Source organism: Nocardia sp. CA-135953 (assembly GCF_050955735.1).
GTDB lineage: Bacteria > Actinomycetota > Actinomycetes > Mycobacteriales > Mycobacteriaceae > Nocardia.
Map to the genome: position 1 here is coordinate 5,176,307 of NZ_CP192082.1, position 16,241 is coordinate 5,192,547.

Sequence of the window (16,241 nt, forward strand, 5' to 3'; positions counted from 1 at the left end):
TCCTCGACAGCCGACCATCCGTCGCTGGGAGTGGACCGACGCGAGTACTGATACCCGCCCCGGAAACCTCACAAACCCGACTCTTTGGTGCGCACCAGGACCGCACCGCACTCCGGACACCGCATGATCACATCCGGTGCGGTCTTGGCGATCCGCGCGATCTCACCGCGGTCCAGTTCGATCCGGCACGCGCCGCACCGGCGGGCCTGCAGCAGCGCGGCGCCGACGCCGTGCTGGGTGCGCTGCCGGTCATAGATGCTCAGCAGTTCGCCCGGGAACAGCGCGACCAGATCCTTGCGGTCGGAATCGCAACGGCCCTGCGCCACATCGAGATCCGCCAGCGCCTCGTCGCGCAGGCGCTGCGCATCGGCCAGCTCCTGCTCGGTTTTGCTGAGCCGTGCACCCGCGTGATCATGATCGGATGCCGACGCCTCGCGGCGCTCCATCACCTCGAGCAACTCGTCCTCGAGCACCGAACGGCGTCGCTCCAGGCTGCCCAGCTCGTGCTGAATTTCCGACAGCTGTTTGGCGCCCACCGAACCGGCGGTCAGCATGCCGCGGTCGCGCTCCTCGCGTTTGCGCACCGCGTCGACCTCGCCCTCCAGCTTGCGGATATCACGGTCGAGATCGTCGAGCATGATCTCGACCGCTACCGCCGCATCCTTGTGCGCATTCCGCTCACCCTCGAGCCGCGCCACCTCCTGCTGCTCGGGCAGCACGGTGCGCCGATGCGCGATCCGCGTCAGTTCGGCGTCGACGGCGGCGAGCTGGAGCAGCTTGGCCTGGACAGGTGGTTCGACATTCAACGCGGACAAACTCCTGGACGCTGTGGACGGATGGGGGCACGCGAGGTGGCGATGCCAGTCTTCAACCGTACCCCGGATGGTGGGTGATCCGGTCCAGGCCACGACCAGTGGCGGTGAAGTGCGTGGACGAGAGGCGGGGCGGGGATGCGGTGAACATGCCCCGACCCGCGTCGTGCATGCTCTCGGCGCGCCGGGTGCGGGCGAGATGCGATCAGCCGATCGCCACGGTGATAGCTAGCTCAGTCAGCTGCCGGGGGCGCGGGTCTTGATGGCGTCGCGGGAGATGAAGACGTCGTAGGTGCCGGGGGTGGCGATTACGGCATTGCCGTAAGCGGAGCGGACGATGGGGTCGGTCCACCATTTGTGGTTGCGCATATCGTTGAAGAAGTCCTGGTCGTCGCCGTTGACGAAGATCTGGTTCTGGGTGGTTGCGACGCCGTCGAGACGTTGGCCGTAGAGGCGGGTGACCTTGTAGCCGGAGTGGAAGCCGAGGGCGTTCACCCAGGGCTTCAATTCGACGATATTTGCCTGCAGCACCCACAGGTCACCCTCGACCTGATATTTCTCGTGCTTGTCGGGATGATGTTCGTCGCCGTAGAGGGTGAGGTCGACCTCCAGCCGGTGGTCTTGGCCCGCAACCTGATTCACCACCACGTGCGCGGCCTTGACCTCCCCGCTCAGTCCGAGGAATGTCTGCACGAGCGTGATCACCCACAGCAGCAGTACCGCGACGACCAGCAGCGCTAGTCCGCCCGCGCCGCGCCCGAGCAAAACCCGCAATCCGACCTTGCGCACCATGACGAGCGCCGATATCAGCAACGCGACCGCGACCAGGATGATCAGCATGAGACCGATCTGCACGATCCCGAAGTCCACCGGGTAGTTCATGCGGTAGTTGTACCCCGAGCGGGCGCGTCAACTCACCTGAACCACATACCAAGTCCGGCAACACGCCCCGAACACGCCGGGGCACTGGATGGTTCGGTATCGGATTACGGGGCGGCGATCGTCCAGGGGTCGGTGCGCAGCGTGCAGATGCGGGTGTCGAGGTCGGGCAGGGCGGTTCGGACTGCTTTCTGCGCCTGTGCGCACCAAGGGAATTCGGTGGCCCAGTGGGCGGCATCGATCACGGCGGGGCCGCCGCCGCGCAGGTGTTCGTCGACCGGGTGGTGGCGCAGGTCGGAGGTGACGTAGGCGTCGACACCGAGGCGTGCGACCGTCTTCAGATAGGAGTCGCCCGCGCCGCCGCACACCGCGACCGTCTTGATCATGCGGTCCGGGTCACCGGCCGCACGGACGCCCCAGGTGGTGGCTGGCAACGCGGCGGCGACCCGAGCGGTGAACTCGCGCAAGGACTCCGGTTCGGGCAGGGTGCCGACTCGACCGATGCCGAGCCCGGACGGCAACGCCGCGCGCTCGGTGACGTGATAGGCGGGATCCTCGTAGGGATGAGCCGAACGCAGCGCCGCCAGCACTGCGGCGCGCGCCGAGGGCGGTGCGATTACTTCGAGGCGGTCCTCGTCGACCTGCTGCAACTCCCCGATCGCGCCGATCGCCGGATTCGCCCCTGTCATCGGACGAAACTGCCCGACTCCCGGCACCCGCAAAGCACAGTCCCGATAGGCTCCGCTGCCACCGGCACCGGCTGCGAACAGCGCGGCCAGCACCGCATCCGCATGCGAACGTGGCACCTGGACCACCCAATTGTCCACGGCGGCTCGCGGTTTCGAATCCAAAGGTCCGGTGACGGTGAGACCGAGCGTCTCGGCCAGCGCATCGGAAACTCCTGGATCAGCGGAATCCGCATTGGTATGCGCCGCGAACAACGCACACCCGGACCGGATGAGCCGATGCAGCAGAGCACCTTTGGGCGTATCGGCGGCGACGGTGTCGACCCCGCGCAACAGCAGCGGATGGTGCACCACCAAAGCCTGCGCCCGCCAATCGATCGCCTCATCCACCACGGCGGCAGTGGCATCCACCGCGAACAGCACCCGAGTCACCTCATCACCGGGGTCACCGCACACCAACCCCACCGAATCCCACGACTCCGCCAACTTCGGCGGATATGCCGCGTCGAGCACCCCGATGAGTTCCGCCAGCGTCGTCACCATCCGCCTACCTCCATATCCCGATTTCCGCCCGCATCAAGATCACCTGCCGACGCCTGACGGCCCGAGACCAGCGCCCGATCCGGTTCGCTCGCACCGCACGCACGGCGCGGACGTACAGAAAGACAATCCGTCAGGGCCGACATCAAAGTCCTGCCGCACGGATTCCGGCTACCAAACGATCGACCTCGGCGGGACCGCGGACCGCGACGCGCAGGTAATCCACTCCGAGGCCCGGGAAGGTGTCCGCGCGGCGGACCGCGATTCCCTGATCTGCCAGATGCTTGCGCAGGAGCTCACCGTCCGGCACGCGCAGCAGCAGGAATGGCCCGGCGGCGGGGGCGTGTACGTGTATGCCCAGAGCCGTCAGTCGTTCGATCATCGAGCCGCGTTCGGCGGCGATCGTGTGTGCTCGCTGTTGTGCCGCGGCGACCGCGTCCGGCTCGGCGGTCGCGATGATCGCTTCCAGTTGCAGCGCGCCGAGCGGCCAGTGCGCGCGGCCGTGATTCAGGCGGGCCAGCAGGTCGGGGGCGCCGAGGAAGTAGCCGCAGCGCAGGCCCGCCAAGGCCCAAGTTTTGGTGAGGCTGCGCAGGACGAGGATGTCCGGGGTGGCGGCAGCGGCCAGTGACTGAGGTTCGCCGGGAATCGCATCGGCGAAGGCCTCGTCGACCACGATGATCCGACCCGGTCGGCGCAGCGCACGGATGGTGTCGGCGGGGTGCAGGACCGAGGTGGGATTGGTCGGGTTGCCGAGCACTACCAGGTCGGCCGCGGTGGGGACGAGTACCGGATCGAGGCTGTACGGCGGCTCGAGTACGACGCGGGTCACCGGGATATCGGCCTCGCGCAGCGCCAGTTCGGGTTCGGTGAACGAGGGGTGCAGCACGGCAGCCAGTCGCGGAGCGAGTCGAGGCAGCATCGCGAAACCCTCGGCCGCGCCCGCCAGCAGCAACACCTCGTCGGTGCTGCATCCGTGGCGAGCCGCCACCGCGGCGCGCGCGGCCAGTTCGTCGGCCGCGCTCGGATATCTGCCGAGGTCGCCGAGTCGCGCGGCCAGTCGGTTCCGCAACCAGTCCGGCGGCGCACTGCCCTGCACATTCACCGCGAAATCGAGCATGCCGGGGCGCGCGTCGACGTCACCGTGATGACGCAATTTCGCGTGATCGACACTCTCCGCTGACACGAGAAATCACCCTACGTGGCGGTCCATCGGGACCACCGGCCAGAATGGCTGTCGTGGGTGAGTTGCATGTGTCGTTCGTCTGTACCGGCAACATTTGTCGATCGCCGATGGCGGAGAAGATGTTCGCGGTGCACCTGTACCGCGAGGGGCTCGCCGACCGGGTGCGGGTCAGCAGTGCGGGCACCGACGGCTGGCATGCCGGAGCGGACGCCGACGCCCGCACCGATGCCACCCTGCTCCGCCACGGCTATCCGACCGGCCACGTCGCCGCGAAATTCGGCAACCAGCACCGCGACGCCGACCTACTGGTCGCCCTCGACGCCGGCCACGAACGCCGCCTCGCCACCCTCGGCATCCCATCGGATCGCCGCCGCCTACTCCGCAGCTTCGACCCCGCTGCCGACGCCCTCGACGTCCCCGACCCGTACTACGGCGGCACCGCCGACTTCGACCTGGTCCACGATCAGATCGCGGCCGCCATCCCTGGGCTGTTGGACTGGGTTCGTGCCACCCTCGCCGCGCGCACCGGCGACACGAGCCGAACCGCGGACCCGAGCGATGGCACCCGCTCGGCCCACTCCGACGCATCCGTTCGCAGCCTCACAGTCGACGCAGCCCGAGACGTCGTCGCATCCACGGACGGCTCCCTCGCTGTCGAAGAGCCACGCAAATCGAACCAATCGGTTTCTTACGAAGCCGTCCCCGACGGACGCTTGTGATGCGCCGACTGACCTTCCTACTGCGCCCGAGCTGGCTGATCCTGGCCGTGCTCGTGGCGGCCTTCGCCTACCTCTGCTTCACCGTGCTCGCACCGTGGCAGCTCGGCAAGAACACCACCACATCGCACCGCAACCAACTGATCGCCGATTCGGTGGACGCCGCCCCGATCGACATAGCCACTTTGCTGGACGACCAGAGCACCGATTCGCACGCTGAATGGCGACGTGTCACGGCGACCGGCAGTTATATGCCGAACTCGACCGTGCTGGTTCGCCTGCGCCACCTGGACGGCGCACCGGGCTACTCGGTGCTGGCCACCTTCAAACTCGGCGACGGACACATCCTGTTGATCGATCGCGGTCTCGTCGCGGCCGTCGACGGCTCCCGGCCACCGCAGATTCCGGACCCGCCCGCCGGGCCGCAGAAGGTCGAGGCGCGAATCCGGATGTCCGAGGGCGTTACCCCGGGTAAGGACCCGATGGTCCAGGACGGCTACCGCCAGGTGTATTCGGTGGACACCACACAGGAGATGAGCGTCCTGCAGCTGCCCCTCACCGTGATCCCCACCGGCGAACGCGGTGGCTACCTGCAGCTCAGCGAAGACCAGCCCGGCGCCTTCACCCCCACTCCCCTCCCGCAACTCGACGCGGGCCCCTACCTCTCCTACGGCCTGCAATGGCTGGCCTTCGGCATCATGGCTCCCCTCGGCCTCGGCTACTTCGTCTACGCCGAGATCCGCGAGCGCCGCAAGGGAAAGACCACCGCTACCCCGCAACCCGCCCCAGCCGAAACCCCAACCCCTGCACCGGCATCCAGCAACGAGCAACGCCTTGCCGACCGCTACGGCGGTTCTCGCTGAGCACTAGCCGCGCACGGCTGAGACAAGGTCCCGGGAGCGGATCCTCGGTCGGCCGGCCGAGGACTTCTCGAGGCCGATTTCGCCGAGCGAAAGGGCACGGAGCGAGCCGAGTCAGCGACGTGGAACTCTGCCCAGAGCGCAGCGGTCAGGACCGCCCCGACCTGGATAGCCTCCGACAAGCGTACAGCGCGACGAAGATCTGCCACCTGGGGCGCAGGGCCGTCGCCGAGGCTGGGACGCAGTTCGACGCCATGGCGGTACTGAGTCCGCCCGCCGAGGCGCACACCGAGCGCACCGGCCATCGCGGCCTCGACGACCCCGGCATTCGGGCTGGGGTGTTCGGCCGCATCTCGTCGCCACGTGTGCAGCACGTCGGCGGGATGACCGCCCACGGTAGAGGCCAGGACGGCGGTGAGCATGCCGGTGACGCGCGCGGGCAACAGATTCGCCAGATCGTCGACACGAGCGGCGGCCCAACCGAAGCGGAGGTACCGCTCGTTGCGGTAGCCGATCATCGCGTCCAGCGTGTTGATCGCGCGATACCCGAGCAAGCCCGGTGTCCCGGCGATCGCACCCCACACCAGCGGCGCGACCGTCGCGTCAGAGGTGTTCTCGGCAATGGATTCCAATGCGGCACGGGCCAATCCGTCCGCATCGAGCACCTCCGGATCTCGTCCGCACAGCGAAGGCAGCAGCGCTCGCGCACCCGCCACATCACCGGACTCGAGCCGGTCGGCCATCTCCCGTCCAGCGCGCACGAGGCTGCGCCCGCCCAGCACCGTCCAGGTCGCCAGCGCGGTCGCAACTACCCCACCGCGCCGCAGCCCGAAGCCGAACGCCGTTGTCGCACCGACCAACACAAGTTCGTGCGCGACTCCCGCCGAACGCCGATCGGCATAGGTAACCCGCTCCAGCGCACTTGCCGCCGTACCGAATCCGGCCACCGGATGCCACCGGCGTGGATCACCGAATACCCGGTCGAGGGCGAACCCGAGCAACAGCCCGGCCGCCGTAGAAGTCCCCGTTCGCACTCGGCGAGGGTAGCCCGTCGCCACCTCCCACCCATGCCCATGCCCATGCCCACGCTCGCATCCGCAACCGATGCGTACTGCTCGTATGGCCTCACGACCGATCCCACTGTGCGCCCTCGGTGCCGAACGCGGAATTGTCCAGGTAGCGCTGCGCTGCCAGTCGATCGCTGCTCGACCCGCCAACGCGCCCGGACAGCGGTGATGTCACACTCGCCTGCCCCACGTCGTCATCAGGGTGACGACGCATAAGCTCGCCCCTGACGGGGCCGTACGACCGAACGGCGAGACCAGTGACTGCAGACCACTCCTGCGAACCCATCGACCAGGCCGAGTTGGCTCGGCGTTTCGAGGAGCACCGGCCGTATCTGCGCAGGCTCGCCTACAGCACGCTGGGCAGTCTCACCGATGCCGACGACGTGGTGCAGGAGGCGTGGCTACGGCTGCAGCGCCAGTACGAGGCCGGGACCGCCGGCGAGATCGAGAATCTGCGGGCCTGGCTTTCCACGGTCACCGGGCGGCTGGCCCTCGATCAGCTCGGTTCGGCCCGCGCCCGGCGCGAGCAGTATGTCGGTGAATGGTTGCCGGAACCCGAGGTCACCACCTGGGACGATCCGGCCGACCGGATCACCCAGGACGAGCGCGTCACCACGGCGCTGCTGGTCGTGCTGGAATCCCTCTCGCCCGCCGAGCGCACCGCATTCGTGCTGCAGGATGTGTTCGGTATGAGCGGTCCCGAGGTCGCCGAGGTCGTCGGGCGTACGCCTGCGGCCGTGCGCCAGCTCGCCTCGCGCGCACGCAAGCGCGTCGAGGACGGCACGCCCCGCTTCCCCGCCTCACCCGACGAACAGGAGAAGGTTGTCTCGGCCTTCGCGGTCGCCTGGCGCTCGGGTGATCTGAGCGCGCTGCTCGGCGTGCTCGACGCCGATGTCAGCCTGACCGCCGACGGCGGCGGCAAGGTCCCCGCGATCCGCCAGCCCGTGCGCGGCGCCGAGCTCATCGCGAAGATGCTGCTCGGCTGGTACCACGCGCCGTCCGCGGCGGGCGCCTGGGGCCGCGCGGTCCTGGTCAACGGCGCGCCCGGTCTGGTCGTCTTCGACGGAACCCACACCGGCGTCTTCTCCTTCACCATCGACAGCGGCCGCATCGTCGCCATCAATGTCGTCCGCAATCCGGACAAGCTGCACGACCTCCCCACCGAAGGCGCCCCCGACTGGTACCTCGGCCCGAACGCCGAATAACCGCTGTCGGCTAGGCGGGTGCTCGGTCCACGGGCGCTTCTCGCTCGATATCAGTCCCGGATCGATTGCGCCGCAGCATGATGAGCCGGACCCCGCGAGCGAGAAGAACACCCGCGCCCGCCAACGCGGCAATGCCGAGGAATACGACGAGACCAGGCCAGACGTAGGTCACCTGGAGGAAAGTCGGGGCCCGGCCGCGGAAGACCAGACCGGCGAGCTGTGGTAGCGCGATGAGGATCGGGATCGGTGCGAGATAGGGCGATTGGCGCAGGGCGATCAGCCAGCTGGGCCGGGCGGTCTGCCGATCGGCCCAGCGGCGCGATCGCACCAGGCAGAGCACACCGAGAACGAGAGTCGCCAGCGTCAGCAGTGCCATGCCCCAGTCGGCGTAGATCCCCCACGGGCGGTGCACGTCCGGTGACTCGCCCCGAGTCAGCTCGACCAAGCCCTGCGCGATGATCCTGGGATCGTCCTCGAGCGCCATGCCGGTATCGGTTGTGACAGCGATCCCGTATCCCGTGTCGGGCACCAGGACCTGTGCGGCGGTGTAGGTGAACCAGTCACCGTAGTGCACGATCTGATCGGAGTGTTCGCGCTGCCAACCCATTCCGTACTCGTCGTCACCGACTCCCGAAGGTGTGTGCATCTCGGTCACCGCCGCCGCGGACACCACCCGGTGCCCATCCGGTGCCACACCACCGTTGTTCTGTGTGATCAGCCACGCGGCCAGGTCGGCGGCCGTGGTGATCACGCCATGGCTACCACCGACGAACCAATCGGGCTCGGCAACCGGTATCGCGATACCGTATGCCCGAATGTATCCGTGCGTCACATCCTCGGCCTCGCGTGGCGAATCCACCGTCGAGCTGTCGCGCATGCCGATGGGCCCGAATACATTTCGCCGCATATAGTCGGCGAACGGTTCCCCGCTGACCACCTCCACCAGCCGAGCGGCCACCTGGTAGTTCGGGTTGTGATAGTGGAATTCCGTCCCCGGATCGGCGGCCAGTTCCGCCGCGTGTAGCCGCTCGACCGCCCCGGCCAGTGAATCCGCCTGCGGCCGCCGCAGATCGGGAAATGCGGTATCCGACATTCCCGACGTCTGATTCAACAACTCCCGCACGGTGATCCGATCACCGCGCGAATCGGCCAACCGAAAGTCGCCGAGGTAGTCACGCACCGGCGCGTCGAGCCGAACCTTGCCCGCATCGACCAACTGCAGCACGGCCAACGCCGTCATGGACTTGCTCACCGAAGCGATCGGCATGCGCGACGTCGCGCTGATCGCCGCACCACTCGAATCGTGACCGTAGCCCGCGACATACACCACTCGATCGCCATGGGTAATGGCGATCGAAGCCCCCGGCAACCGTGTCCGGGAAAGGTATTCGGACATATACCGATCTACGTCCGCCGGATCGACGCCATGTGCCGGTGCCGCAACCGCCGTACCGACCGACGGCAACAGCACCAGCAGTAATGCGATCACTACTACCCGCCGCAGGTATTCCGCAGTCACCGCGTTCGACCTTCTCGTCGCGCGTCCGCGGAACCACCATCGCACCACCTCAGCCTGCCAACCCAACCGGCTCGGGCATCGAATATCCGTGTGCCGCCGCAACCTCCGCCGACAACAGCCGCCCTTTGTCCGCAGTGACCCCGTGGGCGAGATCGGGGTACACCGTGCACGCCTCCCGCCACCCGTGGTCGGCGATCGCACGCACATACGGCAGCGTGGCATTGGTGAGCGCGACGGTCGCGGTGTGCGGCACCGCACCCGGCATATTCGCCACGCAGTAGTACAGCGAACCAGCCACGCGGAAAGTGGGATTCGCATGCGTCGTCGGATGTGAACCAGCGAAGCACCCGCCCTGATCGATGGCGATATCCACCAGCACCGACCCCGGCCGCATACCGCCAACCAGTTCCTCGGACACCAGCTTCGGCGCCCGCGCGCCGGGCACCAGCACCGAACCGATGACGAGATCTGCCGTCAGCACGGCCCGTTCGACCTCGACCGTATTCGAGGCCACCGTCGAGATACGCCCTTCGAACCGCGCGTCGAGCTCGCGCAGTCGCGTCAAATTCGTATCCAGCACAGTAACTTTCGCACCCATCCCGGCCGCGACCGTGGCCGCGTTCGTCCCCGCGACACCACCGCCGAGCACCACCACATCGGCCGGAAGCACCCCAGGCACTCCGCCGAGCAATAGCCCGGCACCGCCGAGCGGCGCCATCATGTGATACGCGCCGACCTGTGGGCCGAGCTTGCCCGCGACCTCGCTCATCGGTGCGAGCAGCGGTAGCGACCCATCCGCCGCCCGCACCGTCTCATAGGCGATCGCGGTGATTCCGGACCGCAGAATCGCATCGGTGCACTCGCGCGACGCGGCCAGATGCAGATAGGTGAACAGCACCTGCTCCCGCCGAAGCCGCGGATACTCCAGGGCCATCGGCTCCTTGACCTTCAGAACCAACTCGCCCTCCCACCACACCTGCTCGGCGGCGGGCACCATGCGGGCACCCGCGGCAACATAATCCGCATCCGAAAATCCGGACCCCACCCCCGCACCGGCCTGGATCAGCACCTCGTGCCCGTGCCGCACCAGTTCCCCGGCACCGGCCGGGGTCAGCGCCACTCGAAACTCCTGCTCCTTGACCTCCCGCGGAACTGCGATCCTCATACCGCCATCGTGGACCACCGACGTTCCCGGCGCCATGACCGCCGCGCTGAGCGCACCGCTGGTTTTCCGGGGCGCTCACACGGTGAACGTCTCACCCCGCTTCGGAATGCGCAGCTGCGCGCCCCGCCCCGCGTACCCGAAATTCCGCTCCAGGCGCTCGAGCGTCTCACTGAAATGCGCCCAGCCCTCGGCATGCACCGGCACGATCACCGCATCACCCAACACCTCGGCGGCCTGCACCGCGGTACGGGCGTTCAGGGTGAGATCGATATCGCCGAACCGGCCGACATTCGCGGCACCGGCGAACAGGATCGCGATATCGATCCGGCCGATCCGCGCCACGATCTGCTCGACGACCTCGACCGAGGCATTGTCACCGGATACATACACGGTCGGCAGCCCCTCGGCCTGCAATACGAACCCGGTGACCACACCGGTCTGCGACTCGCACCCCTCGGGCCCGTGCCGCGCGGGCACAGCCGTCACACGCACGTCACCCAACGTGACCGTCTCCCAATTCGCCAGTCCCCGAACACCTTCGATGCGATCGGCCGCATCCGGCGTCGACAAGACGGTCGGCACGGTCGAGAGGAATTCCCGGCCGGAGTGATCCAAATTGTCGTCGTGCTGGTCGTGCGACAGCAGCACGACGTCCACCGGCCCCACCTGGTCCACCGAAACAGCGGGGCCGGTGAGCTTGTGCAGCGTGATCGGGCCGGGGTAATCACCCGGACCGTCGAAGGTGGGGTCGGTCAGCCAAGTCAGGGTGCCGTACCGGAAGCGCAGGGTGGGCCCGCCGATGTGCAGGGCCTCGATGGTGGTGCGTGCAATCGTCTCGGTCATGAGATCAATACTTATCGTCCCGATATTCGGCCAATAGTGGCCCGCGAGCCCCTTAGCGATAAGATCGGGCCATGCGTTCCGTCGCCGCCCTGGCCTTCGACGGGGTCATCCCCTTCCATCTGTCGGTACCGACGCTGGTCTTCGGCCGGGTCGGCACCGAGGGCACACCCGACTATCGCGTCGAGGTGTGCGCGGAAAACCCCGGCACGCTGCGGACCCCGGCCGGTTTCGACATCGTCGTGCAGACCGGACTCGACGCCTTCGAGCGCGCCGACATGGTGGTGATCCCGAGCTGGCAGCGCGATATGGGCATCTCGGCCGAACTGCGCGACGCACTGCATCGAGCTCACGCCAGGGGCGCCCGGATCGTCGGCCTGTGCCTGGGTTCCTTCGCGGTGGCGGCGAGCGGTCTGGCGGACGGTCGGGAAATCACCACCCACTGGGCCGCGGCCGCCGATTTGGCCGCGACTTATCCGAAGGTCCGGGTCCGCGCCGACACCCTCTGGACCGACCTCGGCGATATCGTCACCTCCGCGGGCGTCGCCGCCGCCCTCGACTGCTGCCTGCACCTGGTCCGCGACGACCTCGGCAGCCGGGCCGCCACCGAACTGGCCAGGTCGCTCGTGACCGCCCCGCACCGCAGCGGCTCCCAGGCTCAGTACATACCGGTCGCCGTACCAGCAGCCGCCGACGACGATCCGATCGAACGCGCAATGGTCTGGGCGCGAACGAATCTCGGCGAACCGATCGACCTGGACAATTGGGCTCGCATCGCGCTCATGTCGCGACGCACCTTCACCCGCCGCTTCCGCGAACGCACCGGAAACAGTCCACAGCAATGGTTGCTGCAGCAACGCGCCGACCGCGCCCGGCTGCTCCTGGAATCCACCACCGACACCATGGATCGCATTGCCGCCGAGACCGGCTTCGGCACCGCGGTCAGCCTGCGCCACCACTTCCACCGCATCCTCGGCACCAGCCCGGCCGCGCACCGCGCGCTGTTCTCGGGCACGCCGGTCCCGGCGCAGTAGCGCGGAGCCGGCTGCGTTCGTCCACCCCGCCGACTCCGCCGCTTTCGGTCCCTTATGTTTTCCGCATGAGGATCGAGGTAAGCGGACATACGCCCGAAATCGACGAGACCGCGTGGATCGCACCGAACGCCACCGTCATCGGACGCGTGCGACTCGCCGCCGAGGTGAGCATCTGGTACAGCGCGGTTCTGCGCGGTGACCTCGAGGCGATCAGCATCGGCGCGCGCACCAATATTCAGGACGGCTGCGTACTGCACGCCGACCCCGGCTTCCCACTCACCGTCGGCACCGGAGTTTCGGTGGGACACAATGCGATCCTGCACGGCTGCACCGTCGGCGACGATGTGCTCGTCGGCATGGGGGCCACGGTGCTCAATGGCGCGGTCATCGGCGCGGGCAGTCTGATCGCCGCCAATGCCCTGATTCCGGCGGGTGCGCAGATTCCGCCCGGCTCGCTCGTCGCGGGGGTGCCCGGCACGGTGCGGCGCGAGTTGAGCGAGGCCCAGCAGGACGGCATCCGACTCAACAGCGCTGTGTACCTACACAACATGGCCAACCACCGAGACGCGAAACAGGTGTGAGACAGAACACACAGATCAATTGACCAAACTAAATCGCTGATAGCATTCTGCCAGCGTGCCCGGTATCCCGGGGTCTCCCGCCGACACAGCTGTCGAGTGGCCTGTAGCGCGGAGGGCGAGCCCACCGGATGGTGGCCGCAGAGCGTGCAGGCAGGAGGTAACACGATGGCGTACGTGCAGCAGAGTATGCACCGGCCGTCGGGGCGGATCAGCGTGGCCGATATCGCGGCCCAGCCGGGCGGGATCGAGGCGCTACAGCGGCGAGTGCACGAGTTGCGCTCCAGCGGGGTGGATTTCGCCGCCAATGCGATCGAAAAGGAGATGGCGGAACTGGATCTGCCGCGCACATAGTCGCGCTTGCGCCTGTCGTCGGTCGAGCTCTGATGCCGATCCGCGGTCGAACCGCCGCGACCCGGTGAAATAATGAACGGCACGCACCCGCAGCGTCGCGACGCCCAGACACCATCGGCGTCCCGAGCCGATTCGACTGGAGCTTCGATGCCCACCGTTCCGCCCATTCTCCAGCGCATTCTGGAAAAGCCCGTCAGCGACGGTGAGAAGCTGCTGGAGAGCGCGCTGTCGGCGTTCCTGGACTTCGGCATCAAACGCACCAGCATGGGTGAGATCGCCCGGCGCGCCGGAATCAGCCCGGCCACCCTGTATCGCCGCTTCGAATCGAAGAACGATCTGGTCGAGGCGGTCAGCGTGCGCGAGGCGCAGCGTTTCGTCGCCGAAATCGATAAGCGGGTGCAGAAGGTCGACGGCGTCGAGGAACAGCTGATCGAGATCTTCGTCGCGGTCATCACCGAGATCGCGGGCAACGAACTGTTGCGGCGGCTGCTGCGCACCGAACCCGATCTCATCCTGCCCCGATTGACTACCGAGGCCGGACCGATCATCGCGGTCGGGCGCACCTATCTGGCGGAGAAACTGCGGGAACTCCGCAGCGGTGCGGATGACGACTTCGACTTCGAACTCGTTGCCGAGATCATGGCGCGGCTGGCACTGTCGCTGGCATTGACGCCCGACGGGCTCATTCCGATCGATGATGTGGCGGCCGGTCGGGATTTCGCGCGACGCACGTTGCTGCCGATGGTCGGTGTCCGAGCCACCGCATAACTCAGCGCATTTCGAACATCCGGATGCCGAAGGCGGCCGCCACCCATTCATCGAGCAGGCGGAGCGCATTCGCGTCGGGCTCCCTGCCGTCGTCGATGAATTCCCGCACCAGTTCGACGACGCCACCGGCCCGCATCGTGGTCGGATCCGGCAGCGGCAGCCGCGACACATACTGGGTGATCCACCGCCGCCGACCCGAATACAGCCGATTCCCGCACACCGCATCGTAGAACCGCAGGCCCAGAGCCGAATTCGCGACGCCTATCAGCAAATACGCCAACCGCTCCGCGGCGCGATCCACGCCGAGATCGGCCAGCGATATCCAATAGCAATCCCCGTTCACCACCGCACCGGACCGATCCAGGGCGAATCGCGGCCGCTCGCTGATATCGGGGAAGACCACCTTCGGCACCCGCCACAGATGCGGTCGCTGCGGCACCCAGATCTCGAACCACTGTCTGCCGCTGTCGGTCAGATACTTCCGGCCTGCCAACGTCTCCCGATGCGACTCCAAATATGCCGCGGCTCCGGGAAATTCTCGCAGGTCAACCGGCATCCGCGCGGGTTGCGCTGTGTCGTACGGATACAACACCTGTACGTCGCGCTCACGCGAGATCCGCCACGGATCGACATCCTGATGGGTGATCAAATCGAATAGCAACTCCCCCTCCGGCCGCGGCCGCACCTGCGCCCATTGATCGGAAATGAACACCCGATCCGCAGTTGTCTTGATCCCCACCCGAATCCGCCCCACGGCGCCGAAGGTCCGCCAGGTCCCCGCCTCCACCTCGGCCAACCACCTGTCGACCTCCGGCCGGGACATTCGCCACGCGCCGCTGTGCGCGTCCGCGTCACAGGCAACGGTTTCCGGCGCGTCCCCATCGTCACCACGACCGGAAGTGGCGACCCGCCAGGCGACTACCTGGCCCGATACCACCGGATCGCTGCGGTTTGCTCGATCACCCGGTGTCCGATCGCCGGATGGCCCACGGATCACAGCCTGATCGCCCGTCGCCAACGTACCGACCTCGACCGCGAACGTGCGCCCGCCGTGCTCGACACAGTGACTGTGTTCGGCCGCCAGCGCCTCGAAAAGATCTGTTCCGCCGACGATTTCGGCGGTATCGACCTCGTAGGCCGAAACATAGCGGCAGACCGCGCGGGCTGCCGTCCGGGTGGCGATGGTGACCGCGGGCAGCACCGCCGCCTCGAACAACTTCGTATCACCGAGGTCGTACAGCTCGACCGGAGCCAATTCGGTGCGCAGCAGGCTGCGAATATTCGCACCGGCCTTGGTCGTGAGAAACCGATTGGCACACAGCAACCCGAGCACCCCACCCGACCGCAGCAGCCGCGGCGCGACCGCGACGAACGGGTGGGTGAGATCGATCCGCCCCTGCAACCCGAATTGCTTGCTCAGCAACTGCGCGGTCGGCCCACCCAACTGCTGAGTCCGCACATACGGCGGATTGGTGATGATCGCATCGAACGACCCCGCCGCGATCCCCGCGGACTCGGTCAGGAAATCCCCGATATGCCACTCGATCGCGACCCCCGCGGCCGCCGCCCGCTCCCGCGCAACCGCCACCCCGGCCGCATCCAGGTCGTATCCCACCAATTCCACCCGCACCCCCGGCACCAACTCCCCCGCAACCTGATTCAGCGCGAGCAGCAGCTCACCGTCCCCACAGGCTGGATCGAGCACCCGGAGCACCCCCGCGCCCGGCGCACGGAACCCGGCGCCGAGGGCTGTCGTGTCCCGCACCCCTGCATCGGACGTCCCGGGCCGGGATAACGCGTCCCGTCGCGCCTGCTGACCAGGTCCCGACACTGCAGCCCGCACGTCCGGCGTCACAGCATGAGCGGCTCCCGACGCCCCGACGTCAGCCGGCAGCGGCGCATGTTCGAGCAGCCGCTGCGCGAGAAAGCGCGCCAGGGCGGGTGGCGTGTAGTGCCTACCGTGCCGTTTGCGGTCGCGCGCGGCCGGCTCACCGGGAGTCATGCCTGGGATTCTGCCTCGTCACGGCCCGACCGA

The 16,241-nt window shown here is 67.5% G+C and carries 15 protein-coding genes and 1 pseudogene; 7 read left to right on the forward strand and 9 right to left on the reverse strand.

The window, feature by feature from the left end; all coding sequences use genetic code 11:
• Nucleotides 1–68: 68 nt before the first annotated feature.
• The 4 genes from ACQPXH_RS23745 to cobC all read right to left on the reverse strand — a co-directional run bounded on the left by ACQPXH_RS23745 (nucleotide 69) and on the right by cobC (nucleotide 4,100).
• A complete protein-coding gene (locus ACQPXH_RS23745) occupies nucleotides 69–806 on the reverse strand; it encodes a zinc ribbon domain-containing protein (protein WP_433603562.1) in 738 nt (245 codons plus the stop codon).
• 243 nt (nucleotides 807–1,049) lie between these two features.
• Nucleotides 1,050–1,694, reverse strand: a complete 645-nt coding sequence (locus tag ACQPXH_RS23750; protein WP_433598706.1) for a hypothetical protein — start codon at nucleotides 1,692–1,694, stop codon at nucleotides 1,050–1,052.
• Between the two features lie 104 nt (nucleotides 1,695–1,798).
• Nucleotides 1,799–2,920 carry a Nif3-like dinuclear metal center hexameric protein gene (locus ACQPXH_RS23755; RefSeq protein ID WP_433598707.1) on the reverse strand — a complete coding sequence of 374 codons (1,122 nt, stop codon included), beginning with the start codon at nucleotides 2,918–2,920 and terminating at the stop codon, nucleotides 1,799–1,801.
• A 142-nt stretch (nucleotides 2,921–3,062) separates the two neighbouring features.
• Nucleotides 3,063–4,100, reverse strand: coding sequence for an Rv2231c family pyridoxal phosphate-dependent protein CobC (gene cobC, locus ACQPXH_RS23760; RefSeq protein ID WP_433598708.1), 1,038 nt, complete (start codon nucleotides 4,098–4,100; stop codon nucleotides 3,063–3,065).
• 44 nt (nucleotides 4,101–4,144) lie between these two features.
• Here cobC and ACQPXH_RS23765 point away from each other — a divergent pair.
• Nucleotides 4,145–4,606, forward strand: a pseudogene (locus ACQPXH_RS23765) (low molecular weight protein-tyrosine-phosphatase); the annotation flags it as partial.
• A 212-nt stretch (nucleotides 4,607–4,818) separates the two neighbouring features.
• On the forward strand, nucleotides 4,819–5,679 hold the full coding sequence (locus ACQPXH_RS23770) for an SURF1 family cytochrome oxidase biogenesis protein (RefSeq protein ID WP_433598709.1): 861 nt from the start codon (nucleotides 4,819–4,821) through the stop codon (nucleotides 5,677–5,679).
• Here ACQPXH_RS23770 and ACQPXH_RS23775 read toward each other — a convergent pair.
• On the reverse strand, nucleotides 5,661–6,710 hold the full coding sequence (locus ACQPXH_RS23775) for a cobalamin biosynthesis protein (RefSeq protein ID WP_433598710.1): 1,050 nt from the start codon (nucleotides 6,708–6,710) through the stop codon (nucleotides 5,661–5,663). The genes ACQPXH_RS23770 and ACQPXH_RS23775 overlap by 19 nt on opposite strands.
• A gap of 290 nt (nucleotides 6,711–7,000) precedes the next feature.
• On the opposite strand from ACQPXH_RS23775, the gene sigJ reads away from it, so the two are divergent.
• The gene (sigJ, locus tag ACQPXH_RS23780) at nucleotides 7,001–7,948 is read left to right on the forward strand and encodes an RNA polymerase sigma factor SigJ (RefSeq protein WP_433598711.1); all 948 of its coding nucleotides are present in this window, start codon (nucleotides 7,001–7,003) and stop codon (nucleotides 7,946–7,948) included.
• A gap of 10 nt (nucleotides 7,949–7,958) precedes the next feature.
• Here the strand turns inward: sigJ and ACQPXH_RS23785 are convergent, their stop codons facing one another.
• From ACQPXH_RS23785 to ACQPXH_RS23795, 3 genes are all read right to left on the reverse strand, one after another.
• Nucleotides 7,959–9,467, reverse strand: coding sequence for a serine hydrolase domain-containing protein (locus ACQPXH_RS23785; RefSeq protein ID WP_433598712.1), 1,509 nt, complete (start codon nucleotides 9,465–9,467; stop codon nucleotides 7,959–7,961).
• 49 nt (nucleotides 9,468–9,516) lie between these two features.
• The gene (ald, locus tag ACQPXH_RS23790; RefSeq protein ID WP_433598713.1) at nucleotides 9,517–10,632 is read right to left on the reverse strand and encodes an alanine dehydrogenase; all 1,116 of its coding nucleotides are present in this window, start codon (nucleotides 10,630–10,632) and stop codon (nucleotides 9,517–9,519) included.
• A 75-nt stretch (nucleotides 10,633–10,707) separates the two neighbouring features.
• The gene (locus tag ACQPXH_RS23795; protein ID WP_433598714.1) at nucleotides 10,708–11,475 is read right to left on the reverse strand and encodes an MBL fold metallo-hydrolase; all 768 of its coding nucleotides are present in this window, start codon (nucleotides 11,473–11,475) and stop codon (nucleotides 10,708–10,710) included.
• Between the two features lie 71 nt (nucleotides 11,476–11,546).
• Here ACQPXH_RS23795 and ACQPXH_RS23800 point away from each other — a divergent pair, with 71 nt between their 5' ends.
• From ACQPXH_RS23800 to ACQPXH_RS23815, 4 genes are all read left to right on the forward strand, one after another.
• Nucleotides 11,547–12,506 carry a GlxA family transcriptional regulator gene (locus ACQPXH_RS23800; RefSeq protein WP_433598715.1) on the forward strand — a complete coding sequence of 320 codons (960 nt, stop codon included), beginning with the start codon at nucleotides 11,547–11,549 and terminating at the stop codon, nucleotides 12,504–12,506.
• A gap of 65 nt (nucleotides 12,507–12,571) precedes the next feature.
• Complete coding sequence (locus ACQPXH_RS23805) at nucleotides 12,572–13,087, forward strand: gamma carbonic anhydrase family protein (RefSeq protein ID WP_433598716.1); 516 nt, start codon at nucleotides 12,572–12,574, stop codon at nucleotides 13,085–13,087.
• 165 nt (nucleotides 13,088–13,252) lie between these two features.
• Entirely contained in the window at nucleotides 13,253–13,438 is a 186-nt protein-coding gene (locus tag ACQPXH_RS23810) for a hypothetical protein (RefSeq protein WP_063040439.1), read from the forward strand.
• Between the two features lie 147 nt (nucleotides 13,439–13,585).
• A complete protein-coding gene (locus ACQPXH_RS23815) occupies nucleotides 13,586–14,206 on the forward strand; it encodes a TetR/AcrR family transcriptional regulator (protein WP_387294755.1) in 621 nt (206 codons plus the stop codon).
• Between the two features lies 1 nt (nucleotide 14,207).
• Here ACQPXH_RS23815 and ACQPXH_RS23820 read toward each other — a convergent pair whose 3' ends face one another.
• A complete protein-coding gene (locus ACQPXH_RS23820) occupies nucleotides 14,208–16,208 on the reverse strand; it encodes an Eco57I restriction-modification methylase domain-containing protein (protein ID WP_433598717.1) in 2,001 nt (666 codons plus the stop codon).
• Nucleotides 16,209–16,241: the final 33 nt, after the last annotated feature.